Annotated in this window: 12 protein-coding genes and 1 pseudogene; 9 read left to right on the plus strand and 4 right to left on the minus strand. The window is 69.3% G+C overall.

The features are described 5' to 3' along the window. Positions 1–83: 83 nt before the first annotated feature. The 7 genes from ACZ3IC_RS15995 (at position 84) to ACZ3IC_RS16025 (ending at position 7,516) form a co-directional block, all read left to right on the plus strand. Positions 84–1,475 (plus strand): cytochrome P450 family protein, encoded by a 1,392-nt coding sequence (locus ACZ3IC_RS15995; protein ID WP_467416587.1) that lies wholly within the window; start codon positions 84–86, stop codon positions 1,473–1,475. Positions 1,476–1,799: 324 nt separating this feature from the next. Then, positions 1,800–2,930: a cytochrome P450 gene (locus ACZ3IC_RS16000; protein ID WP_467416588.1), complete on the plus strand. Its 1,131-nt coding sequence runs from the start codon at positions 1,800–1,802 to the stop codon at positions 2,928–2,930. Beyond that, positions 2,927–3,748 carry an enoyl-CoA hydratase/isomerase family protein gene (locus ACZ3IC_RS16005; protein ID WP_467416590.1) on the plus strand — a complete coding sequence of 274 codons (822 nt, stop codon included), beginning with the start codon at positions 2,927–2,929 and terminating at the stop codon, positions 3,746–3,748. Before ACZ3IC_RS16000 ends, ACZ3IC_RS16005 begins: the two co-directional genes overlap by 4 nt. A gap of 186 nt (positions 3,749–3,934) precedes the next feature. Beyond that, positions 3,935–4,591: an RNA polymerase sigma factor gene (locus tag ACZ3IC_RS16010; protein WP_467416593.1), complete on the plus strand. Its 657-nt coding sequence runs from the start codon at positions 3,935–3,937 to the stop codon at positions 4,589–4,591. After that, positions 4,588–5,658 (plus strand): CU044_5270 family protein, encoded by a 1,071-nt coding sequence (locus ACZ3IC_RS16015; protein WP_467416595.1) that lies wholly within the window; start codon positions 4,588–4,590, stop codon positions 5,656–5,658. The genes ACZ3IC_RS16010 and ACZ3IC_RS16015 overlap by 4 nt, the downstream gene beginning before the upstream one ends. A 452-nt stretch (positions 5,659–6,110) precedes the next feature. Continuing rightward, positions 6,111–6,569 (plus strand): CAP domain-containing protein, encoded by a 459-nt coding sequence (locus tag ACZ3IC_RS16020; protein WP_467416598.1) that lies wholly within the window; start codon positions 6,111–6,113, stop codon positions 6,567–6,569. A 149-nt stretch (positions 6,570–6,718) separates the two neighbouring features. Beyond that, positions 6,719–7,516: a VOC family protein gene (locus ACZ3IC_RS16025; protein WP_467416600.1), complete on the plus strand. Its 798-nt coding sequence runs from the start codon at positions 6,719–6,721 to the stop codon at positions 7,514–7,516. Between the two features lie 56 nt (positions 7,517–7,572). Here the strand turns inward: ACZ3IC_RS16025 and ACZ3IC_RS16030 are convergent, their stop codons facing one another. Next, positions 7,573–8,418, minus strand: a complete 846-nt coding sequence (locus tag ACZ3IC_RS16030) for an HAD-IIA family hydrolase (RefSeq protein ID WP_467416602.1) — start codon at positions 8,416–8,418, stop codon at positions 7,573–7,575. Between the two features lie 119 nt (positions 8,419–8,537). Here ACZ3IC_RS16030 and ACZ3IC_RS16035 point away from each other — a divergent pair. Then, positions 8,538–9,164, plus strand: a pseudogene (locus tag ACZ3IC_RS16035) (phosphoribosyltransferase); the annotation flags it as partial. Between the two features lie 373 nt (positions 9,165–9,537). On the opposite strand, the gene ACZ3IC_RS16040 reads toward ACZ3IC_RS16035, so the two are convergent. From ACZ3IC_RS16040 to ACZ3IC_RS16050, 3 genes are all read right to left on the minus strand, one after another. Then, complete coding sequence (locus ACZ3IC_RS16040) at positions 9,538–11,079, minus strand: DEAD/DEAH box helicase (RefSeq protein WP_467416604.1); 1,542 nt, start codon at positions 11,077–11,079, stop codon at positions 9,538–9,540. Between the two features lie 219 nt (positions 11,080–11,298). Beyond that, positions 11,299–11,502 (minus strand): cold-shock protein, encoded by a 204-nt coding sequence (locus ACZ3IC_RS16045; protein ID WP_073727988.1) that lies wholly within the window; start codon positions 11,500–11,502, stop codon positions 11,299–11,301. A 303-nt stretch (positions 11,503–11,805) separates the two neighbouring features. Next, a complete protein-coding gene (locus ACZ3IC_RS16050; RefSeq protein WP_467416606.1) occupies positions 11,806–12,153 on the minus strand; it encodes a MerR family transcriptional regulator in 348 nt (115 codons plus the stop codon). A 526-nt stretch (positions 12,154–12,679) separates the two neighbouring features. On the opposite strand from ACZ3IC_RS16050, the gene ACZ3IC_RS16055 reads away from it, so the two are divergent. Next, entirely contained in the window at positions 12,680–13,528 is an 849-nt protein-coding gene (locus tag ACZ3IC_RS16055; protein WP_467416607.1) for a GNAT family N-acetyltransferase, read from the plus strand. Positions 13,529–13,541: the final 13 nt, after the last annotated feature.

Raw genomic sequence — 13,541 nt, forward strand, 5'->3', positions numbered from 1 at the left:
TCCGTCGGTACGGGTGGCCCGATCCCGTTTTCCGTCCACCGTCCGGGCCCTGCGAGGTCCGCGATCACATCGAGGAATCACACATGGACTCTCAGTCGGGAGCCACCCCGTACAGCGCCCCCACCGGGTGCCCGATGCACGGTGAGCGGCAGACGTCGCTGTACGGGCCGGAGTTCGCGTCCGATCCGCACCGTGTGTACGACGAGTTCCGGGCGCACGGGCTCGCCGCTCCGATCGAGCTGGCCCCCGGGGTGGAGGCAACCCTGGTCGTGCAGCACGAGGCCGCGCTCCGGGTCCTGCAGAACCCCTCGTTCTTCGCCCGTGACTCAAGGCGCTGGGCGGCGCTGCGGGAGGGCCGCGTTCCGCTCGACAGTCCGGTGCTGCCCATGATGGCGTACCGGCCCAACTGCCTGTTCACGGACGGCACCGAGCATCTGCGCCTGCGCAAGGCGGTCACCGAGAGCCTGAGCCGCCTCAACAGCACCCGGCTCAGCCGGGATGTCGAGCGCATCGCCGACTACCTCATCGACCAGTTCATCGAACGCGGCTCCGCCGACCTGCTGGGCGACTACGCCAAGCTGCTGCCGCTGCTGCTGTTCAACCAGCTCTTCGGCTGCCCCGGTGACATCGGTGACCGGCTGACCCGTGGCATGTCCGCCATCTTCGACGGCGAGGACGTGCTGCGGGCCAACGCCGAGCTGACGGAGTGCCTGATGGAGCTCGTCGCGCTCAAGCGGCGGCAGCCCGGCGAGGACATCACCTCCTGGCTCATCCAACACCCGGCGGGCCTGCGGGACGAGGAGCTCAAGGACCAGCTCGTCATGCTGATGGGCGCGGGCATCGAGCCGGAACGCAATCTCATCGCCAACGCGCTGCTCCTCCTGCTGTCCGACGACGCCGGCGGTTCGCAGCGGCGGGGTACGGGGATGCTGGTCGAGGACGCCCTCGACGATGTGCTGTGGCACAACCCGCCGATCGCCAACTACGCGACGCACTACCCGGTCCAGGATGTCGACCTGGGCGGCGTGACGCTGAAGGCGGACACCCCTGTACTGATCAGTTTCGCCGCGGCGAACAGCGATCCCGCGCTCACCGATGCCCGCCAGACGCTGAGCAAGGGCGCCCATCTGGCCTGGGGTGCCGGCCCGCACGTCTGCCCGGCGAAGTCCCCCGCCCAGCTCATCGCCCTGACCGCGATCGAGAAGGTCCTCAACACCGTGCCGGACCTCACCCTCGCCGTCCCGGCCTCCGGAGTCGAATGGCGGCCGGGACCGTTCCACCGTGCCCTGGTGTCCCTGCCGGTCCGGTTCAGCCCGAGTGCGGCGCGCCACGCCACGAAGACCGCGACACAGTCGCCCGTTTCGTCCCGGATCTCCGCACCCGAGGAGGTTCCCACCGCACGGTACGACCATGGGGAGCCGCCGAAGAAGACGAAGGGCTGGTGGAGCTCCTTCCTGGACGTCTTCCGCGTATGACGATACTCACTGACGCAGAGTCAGGCGTTTTGCCGTGCATGCAACTACCGCTTTTTCCAATGGAGTTGTGAACAAATCGGCAGATGGCAAGGGGCCGGCGGGGCATTTCTCTGTGACAGGCACAACAGAGATCGACGCATGGCAAATATGCGGAGGGGTAGGTTCTGGCCATAACCATGAGCCAAGGGCAAGGAACTCTGCGTGAGCGCAATATGTGGCACAGACAGGCCCGTCGACCGTCGTGCCCTCATCTCCCTCCTACGACGTCTCAAATCACCGGAAGGGCAGGCTGATCCCTATGCCCTTCTCGGTGAGCTGAGAGCCATGGGGGACGTCGTGCGCGCTCCCTGGGACGCGTACTTCGTCACCGGTTTCGACGCGTGCAGCGAGGTGCTCCGCGGTCGCAACTGGCTGGCGCCGGACTTCGCCTGGCAGGAGCGCCAGGCGGACACCGAGCGCTGGGACGCGATCGCCACCCAGGAGATGACCAAGACGCTCTCCCGTCTCAATGCGCCCGAGCACACCTGCCAGCGCCGCAGTCTCGGCAATCTCTTCGACCGTTCGACCATCCAGCGGCTGACCCCGCAGGTCGAGGGGCACGTCACCCGCCTGCTCGACGAGCTGGCCGACAAACTGCGCTGGGGCGCGGCCGACTTCGTCAGCACGGTCAGCGAACCGCTGCCGATCAGCACCATCGGCTCCTGGCTGGGCATCCCGCCCGAGGACTACCCCCACATCCTGCAGATCACCCACAACCAGGTGCACGCCCAGGAGCTGCTGCCCACCAAGAGCCAGCTGGCCGTGTCCGCCGAGGCGACCGTGCATCTACGCGCGTACTTCACCGACCTGGTGAAGCAGCGCCGCGCGAATCCCGGCAACGATGTCCTGACCGGCTGGATACACACCTGGGACGCGCTGGAACCCGACCGTGAGGCGGCGGACGAGATCCTCTACCGTCTCACCATGTTCGTCACCATCGCTTCGCTGGAGACCACCGCGACGCTGCTGTCGACCATGGTGGCGCTGCTACTGAAGGAGCCCGGCCGGTGGGCGTGGCTCAGGGAGCACCCCGGCTACATCGACGCCGCCGTCGACGAGGTCCTGCGGTACGACCCGCCCATCCACATCAACACCCGGATCGCCGCCGACGACACCGTCCTGGCGGGCGTACCGATCGCGAAGGACAGCATGGTCCACGTCATGTACGGGGCTGCCAACCACGACCCTCGGCGCAACGAGAACCCGGACGCCTTCGACATCCAGCGCAAGGGAACCCACCTTACCTTCGGAGGCGGTGTGCACTACTGCCTGGGCGCGGCCCTTGCCCGCCTTGAGGCACGTACGCTGCTCACCCAGCTCCTGACACGTTTCCCCACCCTGCGCACCGTGACACCACCCAGTTACGCGTCCCGTCTGGTCTTCCGACGCGTGACCTCGATGGACGTGGCGATATGAAGCTCCCGCTCCTCGACCACCTGTCCCCGCTCCGGCGTCCGCGCACGGTGCGCACCGAACGCGAGGGCCACGTCCTGCGCGTGGAACTGAACCAACCCGCCACCGGCAACGCGGTCACCGAGGCGATGCTGGACGATCTGCTGACGGTCCTTGCCGTGCCGGACCCCGACGTCCGGGTCCTGGTACTCAGCGGGGCCGGCGACAACTTCTGCTTGGGCGGCGACCGCAACGAGTTCGCCGACTGGCTCGACGAGGACCCCACCGGACGGGGCATCCAGATCGCGGGCGAGAAGGGCCGCCGTGTCTGCGAGGCCCTCTCCACCAGCCAGGCAGTCACCATCGCGAGGATCCAGGGCAAGGCGATCGGCGCGGGCCTGGCACTGGCACTCGCCTGCGATCTGCGCGTCGGAGCCGACACCGCCGGTTTCCGGCTGCCGGAGTTGGCGCTCGGGCTGCCCACCGCATGGGGCGGCATGCTGCCGCGGCTGATCCATGAGGTCGGCGCTGCCCGAGTGCGCGAACTCATCCTGACCGGACGGCCCTTCGGCGCGGCGGAAGCGTACGAACTGTCGGTCCTCCAACGCGTCGTACCGGAGGATGCCCTCGACGGGGCGGTCGCCGCGTGGGCCAAGCCCATCGTCCGCCGCCCGGAGGCAGCCCTGCGCGTCACGAAGGCGCTGCTCAACTCGTACGCCGCGCCGACCCGGCTGGCCGATCCGTCCGTCCTGGACTCGGAGCTGCTGGCCGCCGTCGCCGCCGCGACCCACCGGAACCGGGAACCGGAGAGAACCGGGGCGGGAGCCGTACCGGTGCGGTAGCGCCGTACCGGAGCGTCAGCACCACGCCCCCACCCTGGGTCACCGGGCCGGCCCGGGACCACCCGATCCGCCCGGTCGCCCTCTCTGTCCCCGATCGCCGTACGGGCCGCCTTCCGGCCCGTACGGCGATTGTCGTGTGATGCGGGCCACAGGAACCCGGGGCGGGGTGCCGGACAGGTGGGTGAGGTGAGCACACCAATGCGTACCCGGGTACGGGCCGGGGATCCGAGCGTGTTCGCGGAGCTGTACGACAGCTACGCCCGCACGGTCTACAACCATGCGTTCCGGCTGACCGCCAACTGGGCGACGGCCGAGGACGTGATGGCCGCGACGTTCATGGAGGCCTGGCGACTGCGCCACAAGGTCGACCCCGAAGGCGGCTCGTTGCGGCTCTGGCTGCTCGGCATCGCCACCAACACCGCACGCAACCAGACCCGGAGCAACCGGCGCTACCGGGCCGCGGCCGGTGCCGCCGCCCGGGCCGAGATGGCGGTGCCGGACCACGCCGAGGAGGTCGCAGGCCGGGTCGACGACCGGCGGCGCCTCGCCGCCGCACTCACCGCGCTGGCCGCGCTGCGAAGACCGGAGCGCGAGGTCCTCACCCTCTGCCTGTGGGAGGGCCTGGAGTACACGGCTGCCGCCGAGGCGCTCGGAATCCCGGTCGGCACGGTCCGTTCCCGCCTCTCCCGGGCCCGCGCGAAGCTGCGCAAGCTCGCCGACACCGAACTGGCCTCGGCCGCGACCGGATCGGTGAAAAGAAATCGGGAACCCGTGCCAGGTCTCGGACAGATAAGAGGCGATCGCAGAACCGCGATCCGGCCCGCACAGGAAGGAATCCGATGAACGCGAACCCGTCCCGGCAGAGTCCGGTCGAGTGGGAGGAGAGCGCACAGCTGCTCCCGCTGACGACTCGCGAACTGCCGTCGGGCCGTCACCAGTTCCACAAGGAGCGTCTGATGGCCCGGATCCAGCAGGAAGAACGAACCGCGACGGCAACCGCCGCCGAGCCGAAGGGGCGGCGCTTCACGATGCCGCGGCGCGCCTTCGCCGCACCCGCGATGGCATGCGCCCTGGCCGGGGCGGTCCTCGTGGGAGCCTCGATGTTCAACTCGGGCGGCGAGGGCACAAAGGCGGCCGGCGGGTCGGCCCTGACCACGTCGGTCGACGGGGCCACCACCAAGGGCGTGCCCCAGTTGCTCGACCAGATCTCGCTGGCGGCGGCCGAGGTGCCCGACCCGAAGGCGGGCCAGTACGTCTACATCGAGTCGAAGACGGCCACCAGCGGCGTGGGGGTCACCCACGGTGGCAAGCCCAGCGTGACCTTCCACCCGCTGCACAAGCGTCAGGTCTGGAAGTCCCTCGACGGCACCAAGGGGTGGCTGATCGACCCGGTCGCCAACAAGATCCCCGGGGGCGAGACGCTGGACTTTTACGACGAGCACGGTGCCGAACCGAAGGACACGATCAACGGGCCGTCGTACAACTACCTGACCAAGCTGCCCACCGACCCCGACAAGCTGCTGCAGAAGATCTACAAGGAGACCAAGGGCCAGGGCCGCAACCCCGACCAGCAGGCCTTCGCAACCATCGGCGACCTGCTCACCGAGAGCTACCCGCCGGCCGAGCTCTACTCCGCCCTGTTCAAGGCCGCCGCGAAGATCCCCGGGGTCGTGGTGGTGGACGACGCGGTGGACGCGGCGGGCCGGCACGGGGTTGCGGTGGCCCGGCAGGACGCCGGTGTGCGCGAAGAGTGGATCTTCGACAAGAAGACCCATGTCTTCCTGGGCACCCGCGCCGTTCAGGTCCAGGATGATGTCCTCCACAAGCGCGGCACCGTGCTGGGCACCAGCGCCATCATGGAGCGGGCCATCGTCGACGACATCAAGCAGACCCCGACCAAGAAGGGCTGAGGGCCCCCGCCTTCGCTCCCCCGGGCCCCCGGAGTCCTCTTCCCAGAGGCCTCCGGGGGCCTCTCCCTTTCTCTCCCCCCGTTCCTCCCCCAACCACCGCAGCGGATCAGCACATGTGTTGCTCAGGGAGGTTGCTCCGGTCACGGGGTAGCCTTCCGCTTCAGGGATGCGACATATTGATCCACTTTTGTCACGTTTTTGATCACTGTGTGTGGATGAACGCCAAGACTTCTTCGGGCAAAGCGGTGTGCCAGGCGGGAAAGGGCGCGGAGTCCGGCGTGTGCAGGGCGTCCACGAGTCAGAAGCTTCCCTCTGCACTCTCCTGAAGCCGTTCCCACGCGAACACCGACTATCGAGTATCGAGTGAGGTCACACACATGAGGAAGCACTGCGGGAAGCCGTCTCACCGACGAATGGCCATTGCTGTCGTCGCTCTGGGAGCAGTGGGAACCATGGGATTCGCCAAGACCGCGGAAACCGCGTACGTGCCCTCCGCCGCGGCCGCCTTCGGCCCTCAGGAGAAGAAGGCCGACCGCCTGCTGGAGCTGGTCAACGGCGTGCGCCGCGCGGCCGGTTGCCCGCCGCTGACGATGAACAAAAGGCTCGCGAAGGCCGCCCGGAAGCACAGCGCGGACATGGCATCCCGCCGCAACATGTCCCACACCGGCTCCGACGGCTCGGACCCGGGCGACCGGATCACGGATGCCGGATACGACCGGAGCGCGTACGGCGAGAACGTCGCCCACGGCTACACCACCCCCGAGAGCGTCATGGCGGGCTGGATGAGCAGCCCCGGCCACAGACGCAACATCCTCAACTGCTCGTTCAAGGAAATCGGCGTGGGACTCGCACAGCCCGGCAACTACTGGACGCAGGACTTCGGACGGCCCGACAGACGATCGGCTCGGTAGGCACCCCGCTCGGCCCCGACCGGCAGGTGCACAAGTACGTACGGTGTACGCCACCGGGGTCGGCAGCTCCGTTTCCAGCGCGCGGGCGGACGGTCGGCTGGCTAGCGTGAAACACCGGACAAGCCACCGAACACGAAGGAGTCGAAGTCATGGCTGTACAACCGGAGGGCACGCCGTGCTGGGCCGACGCGATGTTCCCCGACATCGAGGGAGCGAAGAGCTTCTACGGTGATGTGTTGGGCTGGACGTTCGGCGAGTCCTCGTCCGAGTTCGGCGACTACACGCAGGCGTACGCCGACGGCAAGGCGGTCGCCGCCGTCGTGCCCCCGATGCCCGGCCAGGAGGGACAGCCGGCCTGGTGTCTGTATCTCGCCTCGCCGGACGCCGCCGCCACCGCCGCGAAGATCCGTGAGAACGGCGGCGAGACGCTGATGGGCCCCATGCAGGTCGGCGAGTTCGGCACGATGCTGCTGGCCCGCGACCCCAGCGGTGTCACCTTCGGCGTCTGGCAGGCGGGCACCCATGAGGGCTTCGAGGCCCAGGGTGTGCCCGGTGCGTTCTGCTGGGCCGAGGTCTTCACCCGGGAGCCCGAGAAGTCGGACGCCTTCTTCTCCGCCCTCTTCCCGTACAGCATGGTGAAGATGGAGGACGACGCCATCGACTTCAGGATGTTCAACCTCGGCGACAAGACGGTCATGGGGCGGATGAAGATGGGCGACGAATTCCCGCCCGAGGTGCCGGCCCACATGAACGTGTACTTCACCGTCGCGGACTGCGACGCGGCCGTGGCGAAGGCGACCGAGCTGGGCGCGATCGTGCGGTTCGGCCCGATGACCATGCCCTTCGGCCGTTTCGCCGCACTGACGGACCCGCAGGGCGCGGCGTTCTCCGTGATCGACGTCAACACGACCGAGGGCGAGGTGCCCAGGACGTCCCCCGTGTCCTGACCGGTCAGGAAGCAGGACTGTACAACCGGGTCACCGCACGGGCCGTCCCCCGGACCTCACACCCCCAGCAGCTCCAGCAGGGCGGGGAGATCGGCGAAGGAGTCGATCACATGGTCCGGGGTGCCGTCGGCCGCCCGAAGCGTCTCGGGGAGGTACTTGCCGGTCCTGACAAGTACGCCGGTGAGTCCGGCTCGCTGGGCCGCCAGAACATCGGACTCGATGTCGTCGCCGACCATCAGGGCGTGGGACGCGGTGGCGCCGAGGTGTGCCAGGGCTGCGGCGAAGAACGACCCCGCGGGTTTGCCGGTGATCTCCGCCTCGACGCGGGCGGCCCGCTCCAGCCCCAGGAGGAAGGCTCCGGTGTCGAGGTCGAGCCCGGCGGCCGTGCGCCAGTACATGTTCCGGTGCATGGCGACGAGCCGCGCACCGCGCTGCACATGGCGGAAGGCGCGATTGAGCGCCGCGTAGGTGAAGGCGTCCCCGGCCCCGCCGAGGACGACGACATCCGGCGCCTCGCCTGGAGCCGAACCGGATTTTTCCTCGTCGTCGTACCCGTCCTCGCCGTCGTACCCGTCCTCGTCGACGAGTGTCACGCCCGTCAGATCGTCCCGGATGTCGCCGGTGTTGATCAGCAGGCAGCGGGCTCCCGGATGGTGCTCCCGCAGGTGGGCGGCGGTGACGGCGGGGGCGGTGAGGATGTCGTCGGCGGAGACGGGAAAGCCCTCTCCGGCCAGCTTCTCGGCGATCGAGGCGCGGGTGCGGGAGGTGGTGTTGGTGACCAGGGCCAGCGGGAGACCCGTCCCGCGCAGCCGCTCCATGGCCGCCACGGTGCCGGGCAGTGGCTTCCAGGACACCGTGAGCACTCCGTCGATGTCGATCAGGACCGCTCCGATTCGTTCCATGCAACCGACCCTGCCCGAGTTGCACGGCCGCCGCACATGGGGTTGTTTCGAAGTAGGGAAGCGGCTGGGTTACGTACCCACGTGGTCCCTGCTCTCCCCTGATTTGGGGGTGAACCACCGTGCTGTTCGCCGACCGCGTGGACGCGGGACAGCAGCTGGCCGAGGCGCTCCGTCATCTGGAGCGGGAGAACCCCGTCGTGCTGGGCCTGCCCCGCGGCGGAATCCCGGTGGCCTTCCAGGTGGCGCAGATGCTCGGCGCCCAGCTCGATGTGATCGTGGTCCGCAAACTCGGCGTGCCGCACCACGAGGAGGTGGCGTTCGGCGCCATCGGCGAGGGCGGGGTGCGGGTCATCAATGAGGACGTCGTCAGCCACATCCGGGCCGGGAAGCAGGATCTCGCGGCCGTCGAGCGGGTCGAGGCGGCGGAGCTCGTACGCCGGGCGCAGACATACCGCGCGGGCAGGCCGCGGACACCGCTCGAAGGCCGGACCGTCATCGTCGTGGACGACGGCGTCGCGACCGGCGCCACGGCCGAGGCCGCCTGCCGGGTGGTCCGCGCACAGCGGCCGGCACGCCTGCTGGCGGCCGTACCGGTGGCGCCGCCGGACGCCGTCGTCCGGCTGCGGGAGAGCGCGGACGAGGTGGTGTGTCTGTCCACGCCTCGTCTGTTCTTCGCCGTCGGCGAGTGGTACCGGGACTTCTCGCAGACGTCCGACGAGGAGGTCATCTCCCTGCTGGCACAGGCCAGGTACAGCGGGCAGGCGCCGCCCGGCAGCGACTGAGCGCCGGCGGCCGGCATGGCCACCTCCCCAGCACGTCCACGCATGGCCCCGGCCGACCGTGCCGGCGCGGGGGCAGTGCGCCGCATGGGTCGTTCGGGTGATGGGCCGACACGCTTCTCCGGGGCGGCGGCGATAGCCTGATGCGTGAAACAGGCAGGAGACAGGCACGCATGGGAGCACGCAATCCCCAAGGTTCTGTCGTCGCCGTGGTCGCACTCGGCGGTGCGATCGGGGCGTGCGCCCGCTAGGCGTTCCTTCGCCTCCCCGCCGACTGGGACGTCGAACGCGCCCTGCCCGTAGGCGAGTTCATGATCGCGTGAGAGCTGCGGCCCCGGGGTCAAGCCGCCCGGTTGGTACGGCGCTGCTTGGCGGCGGCACGCGCCTCCGATGTGGGCAGGTCGGACCGGCGCGACTGTCCGGACCGGACGGGACGGCCGCGCCGGCCCCGCGCCGACGGGCCGCCGCTCCTGGCGCGCTCGGTCACCGGTGCGGTGATGGTGACGGGTACCCCCGAGGGCGCCTGCGCGCCGGTGATCCGGCTCAGCTCGGCCTCGCCGGAGCGAACCTGGGCGATCTTCGGAGTGATCCCGGCGTCGGCCATCAGACGGGTCATCTCACGGCGCTGGCCCGGCAGCACCAGTGTGACGACGCTGCCGGACTCACCGGCGCGGGCGGTGCGGCCGCCGCGGTGCAGATAGTCCTTGTGGTCGCTCGGCGGGTCGACGTTGACGACAAGGTCGAGGTTGTCGATGTGGATGCCGCGCGCCGCGACGTTCGTGGCGACCAGCACCGTGACGTGCCCGGTCTTGAACCGGGTCAGGGTGCGGGTGCGCTGCGGCTGGGACTTGCCGCCGTGCAGCGCGGCAGCCCGCACCCCGCTGTTGAGCAGGTGGTCGGTGAGCTTGTCCACGGCGTGCTTGGTGTCCAGGAACATGATCACCCGGCCGTCGCGGGCCGCGATCTCGGTCGTGGTGGCGTACTTGTCGGCGCCCTGCACGTAGAGCACATGGTGCTCCATCGTCGTCACCGCACCGGCCGCCGGGTCGACGGAGTGGACCACCGGGTCGTGCAGGTACCGACGGACCAGCAGGTCGACGTTACGGTCCAGGGTCGCCGAGAACAGCATCCGCTGGCCCTCCGGCCACACCTGGTCGAGCAGTTCGGTGACCTGCGGCATGAAACCCATGTCGGCCATCTGGTCGGCCTCGTCGAGGACGGTGATGGCGACCCGCTCCAGGTTGCAGTCGCCGCGCTCGATGAGGTCCTTGAGCCGGCCGGGCGTGGCGACGACGACCTCGGCCCCGCCGCGCAGCGCGGAGGCCTGCCGGCCGATCGACATCCCACCGACGACGGTGGCCATGCGCAGCTTGAGCGCGCGGGCGTACGGGGTGAGCGCATCGGTGACCTGCTGGGCCAGCTCCCGGGTGGGGACGAGAACCAGGGCCAGCGGACGGCGGGCGTCGGCCCGGTTGCCCGCGGTACGGGCCAGCAGGGCCAGACCGAAGGCGAGCGTCTTGCCGGAGCCGGTCCGGCCACGGCCCAGCACATCGCGCCCCGCGAGGGAGTTCGGCAGAGTGGCCGCCTGGATCGGGAACGGCGTGGTGACTCCCTCGGCGGCGAGCGCCGCCAGCAGGGGTGCGGGCATGTCCAGGTCCGCGAAGGCCTCCGCGGCGGGCAGCGCCGGGGTGATGGTCTTCGGCGGCGCGAATTCGCCCTGCTTGGCGGCGGGCCTGCGGCCGGAACCACCCGAACGCTGGGCGGGCGCGCCGTAACGGCCCGCGCCCTGTCCGCCCTGGCGGCTCGGGGAATGTGCGCGGAATCCGCCGGAGCGGGTGCGGGAGTACCGGTCGTTCGAGCGGGGTGTGCGATCGCGGTTCATAGAGAACCCTTCCTCGAAGTGGCGCGTATCGAGGAATTCACTGCATCGACGAGCGGCGCAGGAATCGCAGGAACGGGCCGTTGACATTCGTGTACGGAGCCCGGCTGCGAAGAATGAGCTGTACCGGACGGGAAAAACAACGAGCTGGGGCCCGCACCCGAAGGTGCGGGCCCCAGCTGCGCGAGTGCGTCTCAGCGCGTCAGCGCCGGAGCAGCAGGATCAGGCGGGGGTGATGTTCTCCGCCTGCGGGCCCTTCTGGCCCTGCGTGACGTCGAAGTTCACCTTCTGGCCTTCCTGCAGCTCACGGAAACCGCTGGAGGCGATGTTCGAGTAGTGGGCGAAGACGTCAGCGCCGCCGCCGTCCTGCTCGATGAAGCCGAAGCCCTTTTCCGCGTTGAACCACTTCACGGTGCCAGTAGCCATTTTTATCTCCTTCTGGGGGCATTGCCCGGGGATTCGCACTGTACGGATCCCGCGTCGCCGCGATGATTACCCCATCCGGAACGAAGCACCGGAAAATACAAAAGCGCACTCATCGGCACATGGGGCCTATGAGAGCACTTGGAGTCTTTGGGAACCACAACTGCAACTGCATTCACAGTAGCACGGCGGAAGCGTCCGGGCGCGGCACGTAATTACACTCCACCGGATGCACCATAAACCCTTGTCGCACATTGAACGGAATTCTGTGCCGACGGCAATAGATATTCACCCGGGCCATCCGCCTCAGGCGCCCGCGGGACCGCCGGTCTCCGTCCTGGACCGGCGCAGCTCCTCATTGAGCCGCAGGGCCTCTTCGAGCTGGTCCTCCAGGATCACGATGCGGCAGGCCGCCTCGATCGGCGTGCCGCCGTCGACGAGTTCACGTGCCCTGGCCGCGATGCGCAGCTGATAGCGGGAGTAGCGGCGGTGGCCGCCCTCGGACCGCAGAGGGGTGATCAGACGGGCCTCGCCGATCGCCCGGAGGAAAGCGGGCGTCGCGCCGATCATCTCCGCGGCGCGGCCCATGGTGTAGGCGGGGTAGTCGTCGTCATCGAGCCGGTCGGTGGCGTGCGGAGGGGTTCCTGTGGGCATTTGCACCTGCCGCGTATCGCTGACTTCGTTGACCGAAAGAGAAAATCTCATTGTGCGAGCCATCGTGTCTATCATAGCCGCGGCAGATTTCCCTGGTCCGAGCGGGGAAATTATCTGCCCCGAAGCCGCGCAACCGCCGGCGCCCCGCCGAAGCGCCCCGCGCCGTCCGAGTGATGCCGTACGGCTCGGGGGCGGACCGCCGGGCGGATCCGACGCCGTACCCGCGCAGCCGCCCCGTACCCCAGCGCCCTGTGTGCCCAAACCAGCGTCCCGTGTGCCCAAACCAGCTGACCGGTCGGTCAGTTGATGACGGCCTGACCAGCAGTCATAATGTACGTGTAGCCCTTCACGCATCCCCCGTCGTGAAGGGCTACACCCACATGCGGGCCACACCCCTTTTGCCGGCGCCGAGTGCGAGGCCGCGCCGGTCCGCCGTCGTCACCCTGCGCGCCGACGGCCTCCTGTCGACCGGGTGGTGACGGAAATACCACCGTTGAGCCGATCGCCCACGGGGTACAGGTGCCCCGTGCCGAACTTCGAGATCACCACCGCAAGCGCCGACGACCTCACGATGCTGACCGAATGGGCCCATGCGGAGGGCTGGAATCCCGGCCTGACCGACCACCACGCCTTCTTCGCCGCCGACCCGCGCGGCTTCCTGGTCGGCCGACTCGACAATGAGCCGGTCTCCTGCGTCTCCGTGGTCCGCTACGGCTGCGGCTTCGGGTTCCTCGGCTTCTACCTCCCCCGCCCCGAGCTGCGCGGCCAGGGGTTCGGCATCCAGCTCTGGCGCGCCGGCATGGCCCGGCTGGACGGGCGCAATGTCGGCCTCGACGGGGTGGTGGCGCAGCAGCCCAACTACCGTAGATCCGGATTCCGTTCGGCCTGGACGAACATGCGTTACGAGGGCCTGTTGCCCGCCGACCTGGCCGCCCCGTCCGGCACCGCCCTCGTCAACGCCCGCACCCTTCCCTTCGGCCGACTGGCCGACTACGACCGGCGCTTCTTCCCCGCCTGCCGGGACAGCTTCCTCGCGTCGTGGATCGCCGGGCCCGCACGCACCTCGCTCGCCGCGGTCCGCGACGGAGAGCTGCGGGGCCTCGCCGTGCTGCGTCCCTGCCGTACGTCGTCCCGCATCGGCCCCGTGTATGCGGAGTCGCCCGAGGTGGCCGGTGCTCTGGTCGGCGCACTCGCGGCCACCGACCCCGGTACCCCGGTGGCGATCGACGTACCCGACGTCAACCCGGCGGCCGTGCACCTCGCGCAGCAGCTGGGCCTCACCCCGTCGTTCGAGACCGCCCGCATGTACACGGGCCCGACACCGGACGTCGACCACACCGGCCTGTTCGGCATCACCAGCCTGGAGCTGGGCTGACGTGTCGTCCCTT

This window comes from Streptomyces sp. NPDC002958 (assembly GCF_055563255.1).

Bases quoted from the DNA above. Each gene is read 5' to 3' on its own strand.
- ACZ3IC_RS15995 (WP_467416587.1), top strand. From the start codon at position 84: ATGGACTCTCAGTCGGGAGCCACCCCGTACAGCGCCCCCACCGGGTGC.
- ACZ3IC_RS16000 (WP_467416588.1), top strand. From the start codon at position 1,800: ATGGGGGACGTCGTGCGCGCTCCCTGGGACGCGTACTTCGTCACCGGT.
- ACZ3IC_RS16005 (WP_467416590.1), top strand. From the start codon at position 2,927: ATGAAGCTCCCGCTCCTCGACCACCTGTCCCCGCTCCGGCGTCCGCGC.
- ACZ3IC_RS16015 (WP_467416595.1), top strand. From the start codon at position 4,588: ATGAACGCGAACCCGTCCCGGCAGAGTCCGGTCGAGTGGGAGGAGAGC.
- ACZ3IC_RS16020 (WP_467416598.1), top strand. From the start codon at position 6,111: ATGGGATTCGCCAAGACCGCGGAAACCGCGTACGTGCCCTCCGCCGCG.
- ACZ3IC_RS16025 (WP_467416600.1), top strand. From the start codon at position 6,719: ATGGCTGTACAACCGGAGGGCACGCCGTGCTGGGCCGACGCGATGTTC.
- ACZ3IC_RS16030 (WP_467416602.1), bottom strand. From the start codon at position 8,418: ATGGAACGAATCGGAGCGGTCCTGATCGACATCGACGGAGTGCTCACG.
- ACZ3IC_RS16040 (WP_467416604.1), bottom strand. From the start codon at position 11,079: ATGAACCGCGATCGCACACCCCGCTCGAACGACCGGTACTCCCGCACC.
- ACZ3IC_RS16045 (WP_073727988.1), bottom strand. From the start codon at position 11,502: ATGGCTACTGGCACCGTGAAGTGGTTCAACGCGGAAAAGGGCTTCGGC.
- ACZ3IC_RS16050 (WP_467416606.1), bottom strand. From the start codon at position 12,153: ATGCCCACAGGAACCCCTCCGCACGCCACCGACCGGCTCGATGACGAC.